The organism is Gordonia sp. PvP123, assembly GCF_040547295.1.
Classification (GTDB): domain Bacteria; phylum Actinomycetota; class Actinomycetes; order Mycobacteriales; family Mycobacteriaceae; genus Gordonia; species Gordonia terrae.
Window position 1 is genome coordinate 43,538 of record NZ_JBEPPN010000004.1, and the last position, 18,099, is coordinate 61,636.

Annotated in this window: 15 protein-coding genes; 10 read left to right on the plus strand and 5 right to left on the minus strand. The window is 68.3% G+C overall.

All coding sequences use genetic code 11. The features are described from left to right. The first annotated feature begins 273 nt into the window (after positions 1-273). From ABIC25_RS08060 to ABIC25_RS08080, 5 genes are all read left to right on the plus strand, one after another. Positions 274-1,266, plus strand: a complete 993-nt coding sequence (locus tag ABIC25_RS08060; RefSeq protein ID WP_004022003.1) for an acyl-ACP desaturase — start codon at positions 274-276, stop codon at positions 1,264-1,266. Between the two features lie 92 nt (positions 1,267-1,358). Beyond that, positions 1,359-2,525 (plus strand): tRNA dihydrouridine synthase DusB, encoded by a 1,167-nt coding sequence (gene dusB / locus ABIC25_RS08065; protein WP_082931977.1) that lies wholly within the window; start codon positions 1,359-1,361, stop codon positions 2,523-2,525. Positions 2,526-2,701: 176 nt separating this feature from the next. Next, positions 2,702-4,948: an LCP family protein gene (locus tag ABIC25_RS08070; RefSeq protein WP_354560870.1), complete on the plus strand. Its 2,247-nt coding sequence runs from the start codon at positions 2,702-2,704 to the stop codon at positions 4,946-4,948. Positions 4,949-5,054: 106 nt separating this feature from the next. After that, complete coding sequence (gene phoU, locus ABIC25_RS08075) at positions 5,055-5,717, plus strand: phosphate signaling complex protein PhoU (RefSeq protein ID WP_004022006.1); 663 nt, start codon at positions 5,055-5,057, stop codon at positions 5,715-5,717. A 167-nt stretch (positions 5,718-5,884) separates the two neighbouring features. After that, entirely contained in the window at positions 5,885-6,034 is a 150-nt protein-coding gene (locus ABIC25_RS08080; RefSeq protein WP_004022007.1) for a hypothetical protein, read from the plus strand. A gap of 60 nt (positions 6,035-6,094) precedes the next feature. Here ABIC25_RS08080 and pstB read toward each other — a convergent pair whose 3' ends face one another. The 4 genes from pstB to pstS all read right to left on the minus strand — a co-directional run bounded on the left by pstB (position 6,095) and on the right by pstS (position 10,066). Beyond that, on the minus strand, positions 6,095-6,871 hold the full coding sequence (gene pstB, locus ABIC25_RS08085) for a phosphate ABC transporter ATP-binding protein PstB (protein WP_004022008.1): 777 nt from the start codon (positions 6,869-6,871) through the stop codon (positions 6,095-6,097). A gap of 46 nt (positions 6,872-6,917) precedes the next feature. Then, a complete protein-coding gene (pstA, locus tag ABIC25_RS08090) occupies positions 6,918-7,817 on the minus strand; it encodes a phosphate ABC transporter permease PstA (protein WP_004022009.1) in 900 nt (299 codons plus the stop codon). Between the two features lie 2 nt (positions 7,818-7,819). Beyond that, complete coding sequence (gene pstC / locus ABIC25_RS08095) at positions 7,820-8,848, minus strand: phosphate ABC transporter permease subunit PstC (RefSeq protein ID WP_354560872.1); 1,029 nt, start codon at positions 8,846-8,848, stop codon at positions 7,820-7,822. A gap of 141 nt (positions 8,849-8,989) precedes the next feature. Then, positions 8,990-10,066 carry a phosphate ABC transporter substrate-binding protein PstS gene (pstS, locus tag ABIC25_RS08100; RefSeq protein WP_354560873.1) on the minus strand — a complete coding sequence of 359 codons (1,077 nt, stop codon included), beginning with the start codon at positions 10,064-10,066 and terminating at the stop codon, positions 8,990-8,992. 232 nt (positions 10,067-10,298) lie between these two features. Here pstS and ABIC25_RS08105 point away from each other — a divergent pair, with 232 nt between their 5' ends. The 5 genes from ABIC25_RS08105 (at position 10,299) to ABIC25_RS08125 (ending at position 16,949) form a co-directional block, all read left to right on the plus strand. Next, a complete protein-coding gene (locus ABIC25_RS08105; protein ID WP_354560875.1) occupies positions 10,299-11,600 on the plus strand; it encodes a hypothetical protein in 1,302 nt (433 codons plus the stop codon). 63 nt (positions 11,601-11,663) lie between these two features. After that, positions 11,664-12,659: a glycosyltransferase family 2 protein gene (locus ABIC25_RS08110; protein WP_354560876.1), complete on the plus strand. Its 996-nt coding sequence runs from the start codon at positions 11,664-11,666 to the stop codon at positions 12,657-12,659. 23 nt (positions 12,660-12,682) lie between these two features. After that, positions 12,683-13,462, plus strand: coding sequence for a glycoside hydrolase family 16 protein (locus ABIC25_RS08115; RefSeq protein ID WP_354561287.1), 780 nt, complete (start codon positions 12,683-12,685; stop codon positions 13,460-13,462). After that, complete coding sequence (locus ABIC25_RS08120) at positions 13,459-14,793, plus strand: glycosyltransferase family 2 protein (protein WP_354560878.1); 1,335 nt, start codon at positions 13,459-13,461, stop codon at positions 14,791-14,793. Before ABIC25_RS08115 ends, ABIC25_RS08120 begins: the two co-directional genes overlap by 4 nt. Further along, on the plus strand, positions 14,790-16,949 hold the full coding sequence (locus ABIC25_RS08125) for a putative glycosyltransferase family protein (protein WP_354560880.1): 2,160 nt from the start codon (positions 14,790-14,792) through the stop codon (positions 16,947-16,949). Before ABIC25_RS08120 ends, ABIC25_RS08125 begins: the two co-directional genes overlap by 4 nt. Before the next feature lie 159 nt (positions 16,950-17,108). Here the strand turns inward: ABIC25_RS08125 and ABIC25_RS08130 are convergent, their stop codons facing one another. After that, on the minus strand, positions 17,109-18,017 hold the full coding sequence (locus ABIC25_RS08130; RefSeq protein ID WP_033205054.1) for a glycosyltransferase family 2 protein: 909 nt from the start codon (positions 18,015-18,017) through the stop codon (positions 17,109-17,111). Positions 18,018-18,099 lie beyond the last annotated feature (82 nt).

The following is an 18,099-nucleotide window of genomic DNA, read 5'->3' on the forward strand; positions in this document are numbered from 1 at the left end:
GTGCGGCGACGACACCCTCACGACGGACTTGGGACACCGGTGAGCGTGCCGTACGCTAGGACTTTGACCAGTGGCGTCGGGCGCCGGAGCGCACCCCGGCCCGACACACCGCGGTCCGGCGGACCCGGCACGCATCCGCCAAGACGTCGAGCATCACCGACGACGTCGAGAACCACGATCGTGGCAGCGGCCGCGCACGTGGACCGACCCACCAGACACAGACGACGACACACGCACGATGACACACGCGGACACCGTTCGGAGGACACCCATATGGCACGCGACCTGACGCAACTCGAGCTCCTCAAGGAGCTGGCCCCGGTTGCCGAGGACAACGTCAACCGCCACCTCAAGATCGCCAAGGACTGGAACCCGCACGACTACGTGCCGTGGGACGAGGGCCGGAACTTCGCCGCGTTGGGCGGGGTCGACTACGACCCCGAGCAGTCGCAGCTCGACGAGGTCGCCAAGGCCGCGATGATCACCAACCTCCTCACCGAGGACAACCTGCCGTCGTACCACCGCGTCATCGCCGACAACTTCTCCATGGACTCCGCCTGGGGCCACTGGGTCGGTCGCTGGACCGCCGAGGAGAATCGCCACGGCATCGTCATGCGCGACTACCTCGTGGTCACCCGCGGCGTCGATCCCGTCGCGCTCGAAGAGGCGCGGATGATCCACATGACCAACGGCTACGACCCGATGCTGGCCGCCGCCGGACGTGTGGACGAACTCGAGGAGCATGCCGACGAGCTGGGCCTGCTGCACTCGGTGGCCTATGTGACCTTCCAGGAACTCGCGACCCGCGTCAGCCACCGCAACACCGGCAAGGCGTGCAACGACCCGATCGCCGACAAGATGCTCCAGCGCATCGCGGCCGACGAGAACCTGCACATGATCTTCTACCGCAACATCTGCGGCGCGGGCTTCGACATCTCGCCCGATCAGACGCTGCGCGCGGTCACCGACATCGTGACCAACTTCCAGATGCCCGGCGCCGGGATGCCCAACTTCCGTCGTCACGGCGTGCTCATGGCCAAGCACGGCATCTACGACCTGCGCCAGCACCTCGAAGAGGTCGTCATGCCGGTCCTGCGCAAGTGGAACGTCTTCGAGCGTGAGGACTTCACCAGCGAGGGCGAGAAGACCCGCGAGGAGCTCGCCGCCTTCCTCGAGCAGCTCGAGAAGGACACCATCCGCTTCGAGGAGATGCGCGACCGTTCGCTCGCCCGCGAGGCCAAGAAGCGGGAGCAGCAGGCATCCTGAGCACCACCCTCCCCTTCGAGGCTCGCTCCGCTCACACCTCAGCGAGCAGCGACCCGGCGCCTTCGACCACCGCAAGCTCGCTCCCCAGCCCCCTGAGGAGCGAGCTTGCGAGCGTCTCGAAGGGGCTGCGCATCGGTTCGATCGAACTGGCCAGCCCGGTCGTGCTGGCCCCGATGGCCGGTGTCACGAACGTCGCATTCCGCACGCTGTGCCGTGAGCTCGAACTCGCCCGCACCGGCACCGTCTCCGGGCTGTACGTCTGCGAGATGGTGACCGCCCGCGCGCTCGTCGAGCGGCATCCGGTCACGATGCACATGACGACCTTCGGACCGGACGAGAATCCTCGGTCGATGCAGCTCTACACCGTCGACCCGGAGTACACGTATCAGGCCGCGAAGATGATCGTCGACGAGAACCTCGCCGACCACATCGACATGAACTTCGGCTGCCCGGTCCCCAAGGTGACCCGCAAGGGCGGCGGTTCGGCGATCCCTTACAAGCGCACCTTGTTCCGCAAGATCGTCGCGGCGGCGGTCCGCGCCACCGAGGGCACCGACATCCCGGTGACGGTGAAGTTCCGCATCGGCATCGACGACGAGCACCGCACCCACCTCGACGCCGGTCGCATCGCCGCGGAGGAGGGCGCCGCCGCCGTTGCCCTGCATGCGCGCACCGCGTCGCAGCGGTACTCCGGCGAAGCCGACTGGGACGAGATCGCCCGTCTGAAGGACCACGTCACGTCCGTGCCCGTGCTCGGCAACGGCGACATCTTCGAGCCCGCCGACGCGGTCGCGATGATGAACCGCACGGGCTGCGACGGCGTGGTCATCGGACGCGGTTGTCTCGGCCGCCCCTGGCTGTTCGCCGAACTCGCCGCCGAGCTGGGCGGGTTCGACGCCCCGACCCCGCCGAATCTGGGCGAGGTCGCCGACATCATGGTCCGGCACTGCCAACTCCTCGTGGACCACCACGGTGAGATGAAGGGCTGCCGCGAGATCCGCAAGCACGTCGCGTGGTACCTGCGCGGCTTCCCGGCCGGATCGGAGATCCGCCGCCGGATGGCACTGGTCGGCAGCGTCGACGAGCTGCGCGAACTGCTCGCCGAGCTGCCCGCGGACACCCCGTTCCCGTCCGACGGCCACGGCCCGCGCGGCAGGCAGGGATCCCCGGCCAAGGTCGCGCTGCCGGACGGATGGCTCGACGATCCGGACGAGGACGTCGTCCCGGCCGGGGCCGAGATCATGCACTCCGGCGGTTGAACCGGATTGCGAAAACCGTCACAACCGGCGCCTGGCTGAGATGCTTTCTCAGGTGGGATCAGTACTATTGCGCGGAGGTCCCGGCCGCCGGGACCTCCATTCTGTGCGCACCGCGCTGGTCGAGCCCCGATCTGCGGTGACTCGCGAATCAGACCACGGGGCATGAGGAACGTGCATTGAGTCGTAGGACACCGGGCCCGGACGACCCCGAGGCGGGCGACGCCGATCGCTCTCGTCGTGGTCGTCGCGCCGGACGCTCCCACGACGAGCTCGGCCCGACCCCGGGACAGGACGCCACCGGCCCCGTCGGCCCGGGTGACCAGCCCCCCGCACACCCCAGCCTCCGTGAGCCGCGGTCCGCGGATCGATTCGTCCGCGGACGAACGCGGCTGACCGTCCGTCAGCTCATGGAGCAGATGAACGCGGAGGAGTCGTCACCCGCCGAGCCGCCTGCGGGCTCCGGCCGCTCCGGCTCCCGCCGCGCGATGCCCCCGCGTCCGGAGTCGCGGAATCCCGGGACCCCGTCGACGCGCGCACGTTCCCGCCGCCTCGGACAGCCGTTCGGTCAGGGCGCCGAACCGCCGCCACCCCCACGTGCGCCGGGCGCACCCCAGCCGGCGCCCGACGATCGCCCCACCACGGTCCATCGCTTCGACAACGACGTCACCCAGAAGATCCCCACCATCGGCGACTCCGCACCGGACCTGTCCGACCGTGCGACCGAGAAGCGGGCCATCGAGGAATCCAGGGGCCAGGAACCGGTCGCCGGGTCTCCGTCGGGGAGCCCGGTCGCGCAGGCACCGCTCGAGCGCACCCCCGATCTCACCGGACCCCTCGCGCTGCGTTCGGCACCCCGGCGTCATCCCGGACGCGACGAGGACCGTCAGGGTGCAGTGCTCCGCAAGACCGCCGCGACCGGACGGATTCTGGTCGCCATCGCATGTGTCCTCGCGCTCGTCGGCACCGGCTTCGTCTGGGGCTACCTGCAGTCGTGGAACGGCAACTGGCGCAACGTCACCGCCGTCGATCCCGATGACCAGAACATCCGCAACAAGGACGCCCAATACGGTGACGAGACCTATCTGATCGTCGGAACCGACACGCGCGGCGGACAGAACGCCAAGGTGGGGGCAGGCACCACAGCCGACGCCGACGGCGCCCGATCGGACACCGTCATCCTGGTGAACGTCCCCGCGAACCGGAGCCGCGTCGTCGCGGTGTCGTTCCCGCGGGATCTGCAGGTGGACCAGCCGGCCTGCCGCGCCTGGGACAACGCGACGGGCGCCTACGGCGCCGAGATGCCGCCCGCCGACGACGTCAAACTCAACGGCGTCTACGCCGCGGGTGGACCGCAGTGCCTCGTCCGCGTGATCACCGCGATGAGCGGTCTGAACATCAACCACTTCATCGGCATGGACTTCTACGGTTTCGAGAAGGTCGTCCGTGCGATCGGCGGCGTCGAGGTCTGCTCGACGGTGCCGCTCTACGACTATGAGATCGGTCAGATCCTGCGTAAGCCCGGCAAGCAGAAGCTGACCGGTCGACGGGCGCTCAACTACGTGCGGGCCCGCAACATCTCCTCCGAGGGCAACGGCGACTACGGGCGCATCAAGCGTCAGCAGTTGTTCATGTCGTCGCTGCTGCGGTCGTCTCTGTCGGGCAACGTGCTGTCGAACCCCAACAAGCTCAACGGCATCGTGAACACATTCATCGAGTACAGCTATGTCGACGGTGTGGACACCCAGTCGCTCATCAGCCTGGCCGAGTCCATGCAGGGCATCGAGGCCGGACGCGTCTCGTTCCTGACGATCCCGACATCGGGAACGTCCACCGACGGCGCCAACAACGAGATCCCGCGCACCAGCGACATCGACGCGATCTTCGACGCCATCATCGACGACCTGCCCCTACCGGGCGAACAGGCGCGCAAGAAGCCGCCGTCATCCTCCAAGGCCCCCTCGAGTTCGGATGCCCCGAGCACCAGGGCCGACACGTCCGCTCCCGGACCGGTCACCGCGACGGCACAGAACCCCGGCAATGTGGGCGTCCGGGTGCTCAACGGCACCGATCGCACCGGTCTCGCCACCGAGGTGTCCGAACAGCTCACGCCGTACGGCTTCGACGTCCGCGGTGTCGCCGACGCCTCGGAGAACCGCGACGACACGGTCGTCCGCTACGGCCCGGGACAGCGCGATGCCGCCGCGACGCTGGCCGAGATGTTCCCCAACGCCAGCATCCAGCTCGATCGCACGGTCAAGTCCGGCGTCGAGCTCATCGTCGGGGCGGATTTCACCGGCTCTCTCGGATCGGTTCCGGCGTCCGGGGCGACCCTGACGGCGAATCAGCTCGCACCCGCCGAGAACACCGGCAATCTGCCCAATGACCTGGCGATCACCAACGCGGGCGACACCACCTGTACGTGATCACGGGCGGTCGCAGAGGCCCGGATGGACGGATCTGCACCCGACGTTCACCGCACGTTCATCGGTCGGAGTCGGTCCCGTGCGATCACGCACGTATCCTGGCAACATGCGTACCGCCTACCAAGAGCAACTCGAGGCCTTGACCTCGGTATTGGGTGAGATGTGCGAGCTCGCCGGCACCGCGATGGCGCGCGCCACGCAGGCACTGCTGCAGGCCGATCTCGCCATCGCCGAAGAGGTCATCGGGGACACCGACCGGATGAGCCAGCTGACGGCCCGCGCCGAGGAACAGTCCTTCGCGCTACTCGCGTTGCAGGCGCCGGTCGCCGGCGATCTGCGCGGAGTCGTCAGCGGATTCCAGATCGTCGCCGACGCCGACCGGATGGGCGCCCTGGCGCTGCACGTCGCGAAGGTCGCCCGTCGTCGCCACCCGGCGAAGGCGCTGCCCGAAGAGGTCAACGGTTACTTCGCCGAGATGGGCCGCCTGGCGGTGACGCTGGCGAAGAACGCGCACGAGGTCCTGGTCACCAGCGACCCGCAGGCCGCCCTCCGCCTCCAGGAGGACGACGACGCGATGGACGACCTCCACCGCCATCTCTTCACCGTCCTCATGGACCGCGAGTGGAAGCACGGCGTCGCGGCCGCTGTCGACGTCACGCTGCTCGGCCGCTACTACGAGCGATTCGCCGACCACGCAGTCCTGATCGGCCGTCGCGTCGTGTTCACCGCGACCGGCAAGACCCCGGAGCAGTTCCAGAGCGTGGGGTGATTTCCCTCGCTCGCCGCGGATCGTCGAGCAGAGGACCACACCGAAAGAGGCTGAGAATTCAGTTTCCGACACTGAACTCGGCCTCTTTTCACGTTCGTGAAGAACTGTGCCCGAAGTGAGGCCGGCGAGATTTCACACGCGCCGAGGTCGTCGTTAGGGTGGCGGTCATGGCCCAGCACTATCCGACCGAGCCCGATTTCAATGCGGTGACCGACGAGGACGCCGAGGCTGCCGCCCACCGCCGCAAGATACTCGCGTATCTGGGTGTGACCGCATCGCTGGTCGCCCTGCTGGCGATCCTGCTGCTCAACATGTGACGCACGACGAAGCCCGCTCCCCGGATGGGTGAGCGGGCTTTGTCGGTCTCGCGTGGGTTTCTAGCCGAAGCGGCCCGAGATGTAGTCCTCGGTCTCCTTCTTCGTCGGGTTGGAGAACATCGTCTCGGTGTCGTTGATCTCGACGAGCTGGCCGGGCTGGCCGACTGCCTCGAGGTTGAAGAACGCGGTCTGATCGCTGACGCGAGCCGCCTGCTGCATGTTGTGGGTCACGATGACGATGGTGTACTCCTTCTTGAGTTCACCCATCAGATCCTCGATGGCCAGCGTGGAGATCGGGTCGAGCGCCGAACACGGCTCGTCCATGAGCAGGACGTCGGGCGAGACCGCGATCGCGCGGGCGATGCACAGACGCTGCTGCTGCCCACCCGACAGTCCGCCGCCCGGCTTGTCCAGACGGTCCTTGACCTCTTCCCAGAGGTTCGCGCCGCGCAGGCTCTTCTCGGCGACGTCGTCGAGCTGGGAACGGTTCCGCACGCCCTGCAGGCGCAGACCGGCGACGACGTTGTCGCGGATCGACATGGTCGGGAACGGGTTCGGCCGCTGGAACACCATGCCGATGGTCGCACGCACGCTGACCGGGTCGACGGTCTTGCCGTAGATGTCCTCGCCGTCGAGGAGCACGCTCCCCTTGGCGTACGCACCCGGGGTCACCTCATGCATGCGGTTGAGGGTTCGCAGCACCGTCGACTTGCCACAGCCCGACGGGCCGATGAAGGCGGTGATGCAACGCGGCGGGACCTCGAGGGTGACGTCCTTGACCGCGTGGAAATCGCCGTAGTAGATGTTCAGGTCTTTGATGTCGAGGCGCTTGGCCATGGCAGTGGTCCGTTCTGGAAAAGATGACCCGAGAAGGGTGAGGAGGTCAGGAGGTCTTGGGGGCGAAGAGCTTCGACACCGCCTTGGCACCGAAGTAGACGATGGCGACGAGAATCACCAGTGTCAGTGCCGCGCCCCACACCTGGTCGAACGCGCCCGGTCCGTTGTTGTACTGCTGCACCATCATCAGTGGCAGTGACTGCTGGTTGCCGTCGAAGGGATTCCAGTTCATCGCCCGGGTGGCACCGACGAGGATCAGCACCGGTGCCGATTCGCCCATCACGCGGGCGATGGCCAGCATGACGCCGGTGACGATGCCCGACAGCGCCGTCGGGAGAACGATCTTCACGATGGTCTTCCACTTCGGGATGCCCAGCGCGTACGACGCCTCCCGAAGGTCCTGCGGCACGATCTTCAACATCTCCTCCGTGGCACGCACCACGAGCGGAACCATCAGCAGCACCAGCGCGATGGCCACCACGAAGCCCGACCGGGGAAGTCCGAGCGTGGTCCGCCACACCGCATAGACGAAGAGAGCGGCGACGATCGACGGAACACCGGAGAGGATGTCGACCATGAAGGTGGTGACCCGCGCCAGCAGCGACTTCTTGGTCGCGTACTCCACCAGGTAGATGGCGACGAAGATGCCCAGCGGGATGGAGATGACCGCGGCGAGCGCGGTCTGCATCAGGGTGCCGACGATCGCGTTTGCCGCCCCGCCGCGCCGCTCGGCCTGAGTCCACCAGTCGATGTCGACGATCGTCTCGATACCGCGCGACACCAGGGTGAACACCAGCCAGAGCAGGGGAACCAGCGCCAGCAGAAGGGCGGCGATCACGGCGGCGCGCACGGCCCCGTCGGTGAAACGCCTGCGCCCGGACATCGGGGTGAAGCCGGAGGGCTTCTTGACCGGGTCGGCCGCGGAAGTTGTCGTGGTCACAGACATGGTCACTTCTTTCCGGCGACGACCGCGCGGGCGGCGGCGTTGACGATGAAGGTCAGGACGAACAGGGTGAGGCCGGCGGAGATGTAGGCGCCGGTCTTGGCCGGGGAGTCGAACTCGGCGGCGTTGTTGGCGATCTTCGTCGCGAAGGTCTCGCCGCTCTCCATGAGGTTGAAGTTCATGGGTCCGACGGTCGAGATGATGAGCAGCAGGGCCATCGTCTCACCGAGTGCGCGGCCCAGGCCGAGCATCGACCCGGAGATGTATCCGGAGAACCCGAAGGGCAGCACCGCGACCTTCACGACCTCGAACTTGGTGGCGCCCAGTGCCAGCGCGGCCTCCCGGTGGCCCTTCGGGGTCTGCATGAAGACCTCGCGGGTCACCGCGGTGATGATCGGCAGGATCATGACCGCGAGCACGATCCCCGCGGTCAGCAGCGTTCCGCCGGTGCTCATGTTGGCGACCTGGGTGGGCTGCTGGAAGAACGGCAGGAAGCCGAGGTTCCCGACCAGCCACTCGTTGACCGGGACCAGAGCGGGACCGAGGACGAGGATGCCCCAGAGGCCGTAGACGATCGAGGGCACCGCGGCGAGGAGGTCGACCGTGTAGGTGATCGGGCCGACTAACCGCTTCGGTGCGTACTCGGTCAGGAAGATGGAGATGCCGAGCGCGACGGGCATGGCGATCAGCAGCGCGATCACCGAGACCACGACCGTGGCGTAGAACAGCTGCGGGATGCCGAAGGCGAGCTGATCTCCGCTGGTGATCCACTGACCCGTGTAGGTGAAGAAGTTCTCCTCGTTCTTGGCCAGCGACGGGATCGCCTGCGCGAGGAGGAAGAGCGCGATCAGCGCGATGACGATGGAGACCACGAAGCCCGAGCCGACGGCGAGGGTGCGGAACACCCGGTCGGCCACGCGATGATGTGCGGCTGCGTGGAGCGAGGATTCGGGTTGGTCGGGCGATGACCCGGGGGTCTGGCGTTCGCCGGTGTCCGGCGGGATCGCGCCACCCTCTTTGCTCAGCGAGGTCATGCGTCCTTCTTGTGATTCGGCTCTGGTCATTGGGGCACTTCCCGCCGTCTCGTGGACACGCGAAATGTCGTGTCAGTGTGTCAACCACGTGCGCGGGGCCGCAACCGAAGCGGCCCCGCGCACGCGATCAGATGGGGTTGATCAGGCGTTCCCGGACCCACCGGACAGCGAGTCGATGGTTCCCTGCAGCTTGGCCTTGAAGGCGTCGGGGACCGGCACGTAGCCGATCTCCTCGAGGCCGGCCTGGCCGTCGTTCAGGACCGCGGTGAAGGCGTCCTTCAGCGTCTGGCTGGTGGCCTCGTCCTCGTAGCCTGCCGAGCAGACGATCGAGTACGGGGTGAGCAGCAGCGGGTAGGCGCCCGGGGCCTTGGAGGCGAACAGGGCGTCGGTGTCGACGACGAGGTCCTTGCTTGCCGGATCCTTGAAGGCCAGCGACTCGAGCGCGTTGCCCGCGCTCTCGGCGTTCAGGGCGACCGGGCCGGCACCGAAGTCGACCTGGGCGACGCCGAGGTCGTTCTCGGTGGCGAAGCCCCACTCGACGTAGGTGATCGAGCCGGGGGTCTTCTTGACGGTGTCGCCGACGCCGGTCGACTTCGAAGCACCGGAACCGACGCCCTTGGGAGCGAATTCCTTGCTGTGCTCGTACGGCCAGTCGGCGGGAGCCGAGTTCTCCAGGAAGCGCTGGAAGTTGTCGGTGGTGCCCGAGCTGTCCGAACGGTAGACCGGGACGATGTCGGTCGCGGGCAGCTGCACGCCCGGGTTCAGCGCCGCGATGGCCGGGTCGTTCCAGCTGGTGATCTTGCCGTTGAAGATCTGTGCGATGACGCTCGGGTTGAGCTTGAGGTCCTCGACGCCGTCGAGGTTGTAGGCGACCGCGACCGGGCCGACGACGAGCGGCAGGTGCCACGGGGCGTTGCCGTTGCAGCGCGCGGTGGCGTCGGTGACCTCGTCGTCCTTGAGGGCCGAGTCCGAGCCGGCGAAGTCGACGTCGCCCGCGATGAACTTCTTGATGCCATCGCCCGAGCCGCTGCCGGTGTAGTCGAGCACGATGTCGGTGTTGTCGGTCAGGACCTGGCTGAAGTGCTCCATGGCCTTCTGCTGCGCGGTCGAGCCCTCGCCGCTGACCGTCTGTTCGCTTCCCCCACCGCACGCCGTCACGAGGGTCAGTGCCGCAATCGCCGACACCGACGCAAGGGCGCCGTTCCGATTGATTTTCACCGCTGGTGTTGCCTTTCCGTTCGCGTTCTCCGCGCCGACTGGCGTCGGGTCCGGAGTGTCCGATTGGAAAGCTATGGGGGCGCGGTGGACTGATCCCCTACAAAAGATGAACTGCGGGTGAACTGGCCAAGGCAGACGGGGTGCTACCTGCCCGGAGGCGATCGTACGTGATCTGCGTAACCCGACAATCGAGACTTAGGCAAGCCTTGCTATAGTTCTGCGGATCGTACTCATGGCCACACCCTCACCCACCCCGCCTTCGACCCCCCGGCACGTCGACCCCGCGGCACCCCGACCCGGCACGCTTCCGCGTTTCCGCTGCGCGGCGATCGACCTGCTGCACGGGCACAACCGAGCGGCATTGGCGATCGGCCCACTCGACCTTCCGTCCCGCGCCGTGGCAGCCGAGCGGATCGTGCGCCTGGCGCGGTTGGGCCCGCACACCCGCGTCGGACTCCTGCCCTCGCCCCATCGACGGGACTGGGTGTTCGATCCCGATGCAGCGGCCGACTCGGTCGCCGACGCACCGCCCCCCGCGCCGGGCACGGACCCGGCCCGCCTGTTCGAGGCGCTGTACGCGTTGCCGCACAGGCCGATACGGATCGTGCTGGCGGGCGACCACCTCGCGCTGGACTACGACCACGGACTCGGCGACCTCACCCTGCTCAACCTGATCGTCGACGTCATCGTGGGCGCGGTCGACCCGTCGACACTGCCTCGCCGGGGTCCGGCGGTCTCACCCCTGCTGGTCGCCTCCGCACTCACCGTGGCCGACCCGCGCCGGGTCGCCTCGCTCCTGCGCTTCCGGTCGCACCGCGAACCCGCCGAGTCGGCGTTCACGAACCGTCCGGTCCCACCACGGCGGCCGGTGGCGGCGAATGTCCACATCGCGGCCCCCGACGTGGACGCCATCCGCGCCGCGCGGACGTCGTCGATGCCGGAAACGGGACTCTTCGCCGTCTGTACGGTCGCCCTGGTCGAGGCACTGACCGAGGCCGGCGTCCGGCTGGACCCGATGGTCACACTGCCCTTCGACGTCCGCACCTCCCTACCCGCCCGGGTGCGCACCTACGCCAACTTCTCTGCCGGACTGAGCTTTCCGGTTGATCACACGACATCGGCCCCCGCGCTGCAACGCGCGATGACCGCATCGGCCCGGATGGGACGTCCGACGGCCAACCTGGCCGTCGCCACAATCAAAACGCTGCGTCGCCACAGCCACCGGTCGGCGTCGCCGGGTCAACACATCCACGTCCCGGCCGAGGGTGAGGTCCGTGCCGAACTGCTGCATTCGAGCGTCGGCCACCTCCCCGGCCGCGAGCGCGGCTGGCAGTGGTCCGACCCCGCCCGCGCCGCGGTCATCGCCGTGGCCACACCGCCGTCGGCAGCCGGGATCACGGTGACGACCGGTTTCGTGGGGGGCGGGATCTCCATGACCGCTGCCTTCCGCGACGACGTCTTCGACCCGGCACGCATTCGCGCGGCGATGGAAGCCGTCGCCGGGCACGCCGCGCGGATCGTCGGGGTGCCCTGACGTCCACCGGTCCCCCGTCCCACCCGTGAACTCCACCTGATCCGAGCTATCGAAGGCCGAAACGTGCTGTCCTCCCACCCTGCCGAACCAGCGGCCGACCCGATGACCCCCGCACCGGGCATCCCCGTTCTCGACGCCGCGGCGCGCACCGAACCGACGCTGTCGGTCATCATCTGCTGTTACACCGAGCGTCGGCGTCGATCGCTCGACACCGCGATCGACGAAGTTCGAGCGCAACTCGGTCCCAAGGACGAACTCCTCGTCGTCGTCGATCACAACGAATCCCTGCGCGCGGACCTGGCAGCCGCCCATCCCGACGCGATCGTGTGCGCCAACACCGGAGCCCGCGGGCTGTCGGATGCGCGCAACTCCGGCGCGGCCGCTGCGGGCGGAGACGTCGTCGTCTTCATCGACGACGACGCGTGTCCGGCCCCGAGCGCACTGGCGGCCGTCCGAACCCGATGCTCGGACCCCGACGTCGTGGCAGTGGGCGGAGCCGTTGTGGCACAGTGGGACTCCCCCGCGCCCCGATGGTTCCCCGAGGAGTTCGGGTGGGTGGTCGGCTGCGATTACCGAGGACTTCCGGGTGACGGCGCGCCGATCCGCAACCCGATCGGCGCCGCCATGGCCGTCCGCCGGGCCGCCTTGATCGACATCGGTGGTTTCTCGACGCGACTCGGTCGACAGGGCACGTTGCCCGCCGGGTGCGAGGAAACCCTCATGGGCATCGACCTGCGGCGCCGGGACCCGTCGTCGAAGATCGTGCGCGACACGGCTTTCGGAGTCACACATACGGTGACCGACGACCGCGCCCGGTTCGGCTACTTCGCCCGTCGGTGCTACCAGGAGGGGCGTTCGAAGGCGATCCTGTCGGAACTGGCCGGCAGCGGCGAGGCCCTGGCGAGCGAGCGGAGGTACAGCACCAGGGTGCTGCCCGCGGGGGTCTGGCGACATCGTCGGACCCCGAGTCGGGTCGGCGCACTCGTCGCCGGTTTCGTGCTCACCTGCGCCGGATACGCTTTCGGGCTCGCCGGCCGCGGACGAGGTGTGTCCCGATGAGGCCCGGCAGGCTGCTCGCGTCGATGGGTGCGGCGGTGGCGACGGCGGTGTCCGCGTGTTCGGTACCGACCGTCCTGGCCGAGCCCGACACCGGACCCGAGGTGATCTTCGTCGACGAGTTCGACGGCCCCGCGCGCGCACCGGGCAGCCCTTGGCAGATGATGACCGGCGGCGGTGGCTGGGGCAACGACGAGTCGCAGGTCTACACCGACTCGTCCGCCAACGCCCGGATCGACGGCGAGGGACACCTGGCCATCACCGCGCGCCGGGGACCGGACGGCTACACCTCGGCGAGATTGTCGACGAAGGATCGGCTCTCGGTCACCTACGGCCGGATCAGTGCCCGCATCGCCGTACCCGCCGGCACCGGTCTGCACCCCGCGTTCTGGATGCTCGGCGACGACATCGACGAGGTCGGGTGGCCCGCGGCCGGTGAGATCGACATCATCGAGACGCTCAATCAGGCACCGGAATTCCACACCGGGGTCCACGTACCGCAGACGTCCTCGGAACGGGGACAGAACATCTCGAGGTCGGGCGTCCCCGCCGGGCCGCTGGCCTCGACCTTCCGCACCTACTGGCTGAACAAGCTCCCGGGCCGGATCGAGAGCGGGATCGACGACCAGCGGCTGTTCGTCGTCGAACCCGGGGATCTCGCGCCGGACGCACGCTGGGTCCTCGACCAGCCCTTCCACCTACTGCTCAATCTCGCCGTCGGGGGCAACTGGCCCGGACCGACCGACGACACGACACCCGCGGAGAACACCATGCTCATCGACTGGGTACGGGTGACCGCACCGTGACAACCGACTATGTCCACGACGCGGCGGAGGACACCACCGATCCGGCCCCGGTTCCGCTGAATCCCGCGATGCCGCTCGAGGGCGCCCCCGAATGGGCGGGTGCCACCTGGGTCGGGACACTCGATGTCACCGAGATCGCCGACGGCGACCGGACTCCCGGATCGGCGCCCGACGGGTCGGTCACCTGCGTCCCATCGGACGCCACGGGTTATCGGCGCGCACGGGTTCTCCTCCGACACGGCTCCGTACCCATCCGGTTCGTCGACGCACCGATCGACGACGGCCTGGTGCAGGTCCCGGTCGCACCGTACGCACTGCCCGAGCCGCCTTCGCGCGCCTCACTACCGCCGATCAGCGTCGTCGTCTGCACGCACGAGCGCCCCGGCATGCTGGCCGATGCGCTGCAGTCACTGCAACGACTGGACTACCCCGACTACGAGGTGGTCGTCGTCGACAACGCGCCCCGCACCGACGGCACTCGACAGGTCGTCGAGTCGCTCGACGACCCGCGGATCCGGATCGTGACCGAGCCGGTCGCGGGATTGTCCAACGCACGCAACGCCGGCCTGCTCGCCACCGCTCACGACCTGGTGGCCTTCACCGACGACGACGTCGTCGCCGACACCGGGTGGCTGCTGGGGCTGGCCCAGGGTTTCGCCCGGTCGCCGGAGATCGCATGCGTGTGCGGCATGGTGCCGAGCGGAGAACTGCGGACTCGGTCGCAGGTCTACTTCGACTGGCGGGTGTCGTGGGCGGATTCGATGCGGGCTCGGGTCTTCTCACTCGCCGAGCCACCATCGGATCTGCCGCTGTTCCCCTTCCAGATCGGGGTCTACGGCACGGGTGCCAATTTCGCGATCCGCCGGGACATCGCGCTGTCGCTGGGCGGGTTCGACGAGGCGCTCGGGGCCGGGACCCGGACACGGGGTGGCGAGGACATCGACATGTTCTTCCGAATCCTGACGGCGGGCCACGCGCTGGCCAACGAGCCGGATTCGATCATCTGGCACCGGCATCGCAGCACCGACGACGCCTTGCTGGAGCAGTCGCGGGGTTACGGCGTCGGACTCGGTGCGTGGCTGACCAAGGTCGCCACCGACCGACACCATCTCGCACTCGCCCTGCGCGTGCTCCGGCGTCGGTCGCGCGCTGTCGCGAAAGCCGGTGTCGCCTATGGCGCGATCACCAGACCACCGGCGGCCATCGCCGACGGTGTCGCGGCCCGGGCAGGCCGGCGCGAGGTGCTGTCGGTCGTCGGCGGACCCATTGCGCTGGTTCGCGAGCGCCTTCGTGGCCGTCGCGCCGAGCCGCTGGCGAAGGGATCCGCGTGACTGCCGCCGCGGAGGCCGCACCGTCGCGCCCCTCCGACGCCGGCGCTGTGACCACGGCGACGGCCGGCCGCTCGGGGTCGGTGGCGACCCTGAGCGTCGTCGCCGCGATCGCCGGACTCGTCGGTGCGCTGCCGCTGCCGTCGGTGCTCAGCGCATTGTCGGTGGGCTTCTTCGTGATCTGTGGACCCGGTGCCGCCGTGTGCACCTGGGTGGAACTCCCGCGGCGCACCCGACTCGCCGCCGTACCGACGCTCGGCCTGGCGCTCACCACCCTGGTCACCATCGCCGCCATCTGGGCGTCGTGGTGGCAGCCGACAGTCCTCCTGGTGGTCGGCAGCGCGGCGGTGCTGGCGTCGGGCATCGCGTTTCGTCGACGGACGCACGCGCCGACCCCCGACCTCCGGGAGCTACGGACCCGACTCACCGGCCGCGGGGCCACCGCGTTCCGCAGTCCCGGCCTCCGGTCGACCGGGTTCCGTGTGTCCGTTGCGTTCTGCGTTGCGGCGCTGACGTTGTGGGCGATCGCCGTGCCGACGCTCCCGGGCGTCGACGCGAGCTACTACGGTCTGCTGTTCTCCGGCAGCGGACGCCTGCTCATCCCGGCGACCCTGCTGACCGCGGCCGCTGCCGTCGTCGCGATCGCCACCCGGAGCTCCGCCGGGCTCGTGGTCACCATCGGGACCTCGATCGTCGTCAGCCGCGTGACCACCTGGCTCGGCACCGAGATGCCGCTCTACGACTGGACATACAAACACCTCGCGGTCGTCGACTACATCCAGGACACCGGCACCCTCACCCAGAGCGGTACCGACATCTACGCCCAGTGGCCCGCCTTCTTCGTGGTCGGGGCCTGGTTCTGCGACGTGGCGGGACTGGATCCGATGGTGCTGGCGCATCTCTTCGCGACGGTCGTCCACGTACTCCTCGCGGTCATCGTCTACGCCACGGCGCGCACCCTGTCGATGAGTCGCATCGTCGCGCTGACAACGGCTTTCCTCGTCGAAACGGTCAACTGGGTCGGTCAAGACTACTTCGCACCCCAGGCATGGGCGCTCGTGCTGGCCTATGGCGCGATCGCCCTCCTGTTGGCGTCGCGACGCACCCCGCGCGCCGCAGTCCTGGCGATCATCCCGTTCGCGGCGATCGTGCCGAGTCATCAGCTGACACCGTTCTGGGTACTCGGGGCGGGCATCCTCCTGGTCATCCTGCGCCGGGTGCGACCGTGGTGGGCGGTGGCCATCATGGTCGCCATCGCCGGTGCCTATCTGCTGGCCAATCTGGAAGCGGTTGCCCCGTACGGCATCTTGTCGGGCGGCAACCCGATCGACAACGCGGCCAGCAACTTCACCATGGCCGGCGTGCCCGCCAAGGAGACCACCTCGATGGTGTGCCGTGGATTGTCGGCGGGGGTCGTGGTGTCGGCCGGCGTCTGCGCGCTGATCGGCCGGCGCCGCAGGCGCGCACATTGGCTCACCCTCGCTGTGCTCGCGTTCTCCGCTCTCGCCCTGTTGCTGGGCCAGAGCTATGGCGGCGAGGCGATCTTCCGCGTCTATCTCTATGGGCTCCTCGGTTGTGCGCTGCTGATCGCACCGACCCTGGTCTGGTTGCTCACCGGCTTCTCGCGGGGTGCCGGGGCCCGGTTGCGGGCCGCCGGCGCCGCCGTACTCGTCTGCGCGACGACCCTCGCCGGCATGTATTCCTATGTGGCGCTGTGGCCGCTGATCGTCGAGACCCGCGCACAGTACGAGGCGATCGACATCATCACGGAGAACGCCGAACCCGGAACCCGGTTCATCTCACTGCATCCGGCGGGCATGCCCACCCGGACGAACGGCAACTACGCGCCGATGACGTTGGCGAACCCCTACTTCGACTACCCGCTCAGTTTCGACCTCGCGGGCGACCGGATGACGTTCCCCAGTCCAGAACAGCTCGGTGACCTCTTCTGGAAGGTCGACCAGTCCGACATGCCGACCTACGTCACCTTCACCGAGCAGTCGCGCCGGATCTCCGCCTACTACGGGACGTACCGGCCCGACGCGGCGGCCGAACTCGAAGCCGCTCTTCGGGTTGCGCCGGGGTGGCGCATGGTCCACGAGGACGGCGAGACCGCGATCTTCGTCTTCGAACCCCAGCGCGACCCCTCCGCCCCCTGAGCTGAGAAGAGCGCCCCCTCCGCCACCTGAGGTGCAAGGAGCACAAGCGAAGGGCTCGACAGGATCACTGCTCCCGACGCCGAACGCCGGCGACCTCACGGTCACCGGCGTTCGTCACGCGGGGTGTCCTCCGTTGCGGCAGAGGCGCTCTCGGTCCGCTCAGCGGAGAGCCGACGCCTTGTGGTCGCGGTGGAGGCGACGCTCGAAACCGATGGTCCGGAGGACGCGCACACCGTCGGTCAGGGCGTTGAGGTTGCTGCGTCCGTGGATTCGCTTGGACTCGCGGCTGCCGACCTCGCGGATCGTCAGACCACTCCGCGCCATGCGCACGTTGATGATCGTCTCGATCTCGAACCCGTCGCCCCACTGTGGTTCGTCGACATCGGTCAGCGGAAGGTCGAGGACCTCGAGATGCCGGCGCCAGAATGCGTTGTAGCCGTAGCAGAGATCGGCGAATGACGTGGCGAAGATCCGGTTCACGAGCCAGTTCAGGCCCTTGTTGCCGGCACGGCGGAAGGCGGTGATGTCGTCGCTGTGTCCACCCAGGGAGAAGCGGCTGCCCTTCGCCAGGTCGGAGCCGGCCACGAGCGCACCGACGAAGTCGGGGATCTCGGCGGGGTCCGTGGAGCCGTCGGCGTCGATCATGACGATGATGTCACCGGTCGCCACCTCGAAGCCGCAGGCGAGCGCGTTTCCCTTGCCGGAACGGGTCTGCGAGACGATCACCGCATCGGGCCACAACGTCCGCGCGACGTCGACGGTCCCGTCCACCGACGCGCCGTCGACGACGACGATCTGGTCCACGGGCGGCATCCGCTCGGCCACATACGGCAGATTGAGCGCCTCGTTGCGGGTCGGGATGACCACGGTGACAGTAGGTCTCGCGGTCTCGACGACCTCGGCCGCGGAGACGTCGCCGATGCCGGCGATCTCCGCGACCCGCTCCCCCGTTTCCACGCCATCCGATGGGTGGACGTCGAGTTCGTTCTCGAACTCGGTCATGTCGTCGAGCACCGCCGGATCTGCACCCCCCGTGCCGTTCCCAGCGTCGATCAAGTCGGTCACCATACCTCCAGCGCGAATCGCATCATCATGAGTCATGAAGCGCCCCCCACGACGCTCAGCGAGTGAAGCATAACCAGTAAGGTTA

Coding starts and splice junctions, on each gene's coding strand:
- phoU (WP_004022006.1), top strand. CDS start 5,055: ATGCGTACCGCCTACCAAGAGCAACTCGAGGCCTTGACCTCGGTATTG.
- ABIC25_RS08060 (WP_004022003.1), top strand. CDS start 274: ATGGCACGCGACCTGACGCAACTCGAGCTCCTCAAGGAGCTGGCCCCG.
- ABIC25_RS08115 (WP_354561287.1), top strand. CDS start 12,683: ATGGGTGCGGCGGTGGCGACGGCGGTGTCCGCGTGTTCGGTACCGACC.
- pstC (WP_354560872.1), bottom strand. CDS start 8,848: ATGACCTCGCTGAGCAAAGAGGGTGGCGCGATCCCGCCGGACACCGGC.
- ABIC25_RS08080 (WP_004022007.1), top strand. CDS start 5,885: ATGGCCCAGCACTATCCGACCGAGCCCGATTTCAATGCGGTGACCGAC.
- ABIC25_RS08105 (WP_354560875.1), top strand. CDS start 10,299: ATGGCCACACCCTCACCCACCCCGCCTTCGACCCCCCGGCACGTCGAC.
- pstB (WP_004022008.1), bottom strand. CDS start 6,871: ATGGCCAAGCGCCTCGACATCAAAGACCTGAACATCTACTACGGCGAT.
- pstA (WP_004022009.1), bottom strand. CDS start 7,817: ATGTCTGTGACCACGACAACTTCCGCGGCCGACCCGGTCAAGAAGCCC.
- ABIC25_RS08130 (WP_033205054.1), bottom strand. CDS start 18,017: ATGGTGACCGACTTGATCGACGCTGGGAACGGCACGGGGGGTGCAGAT.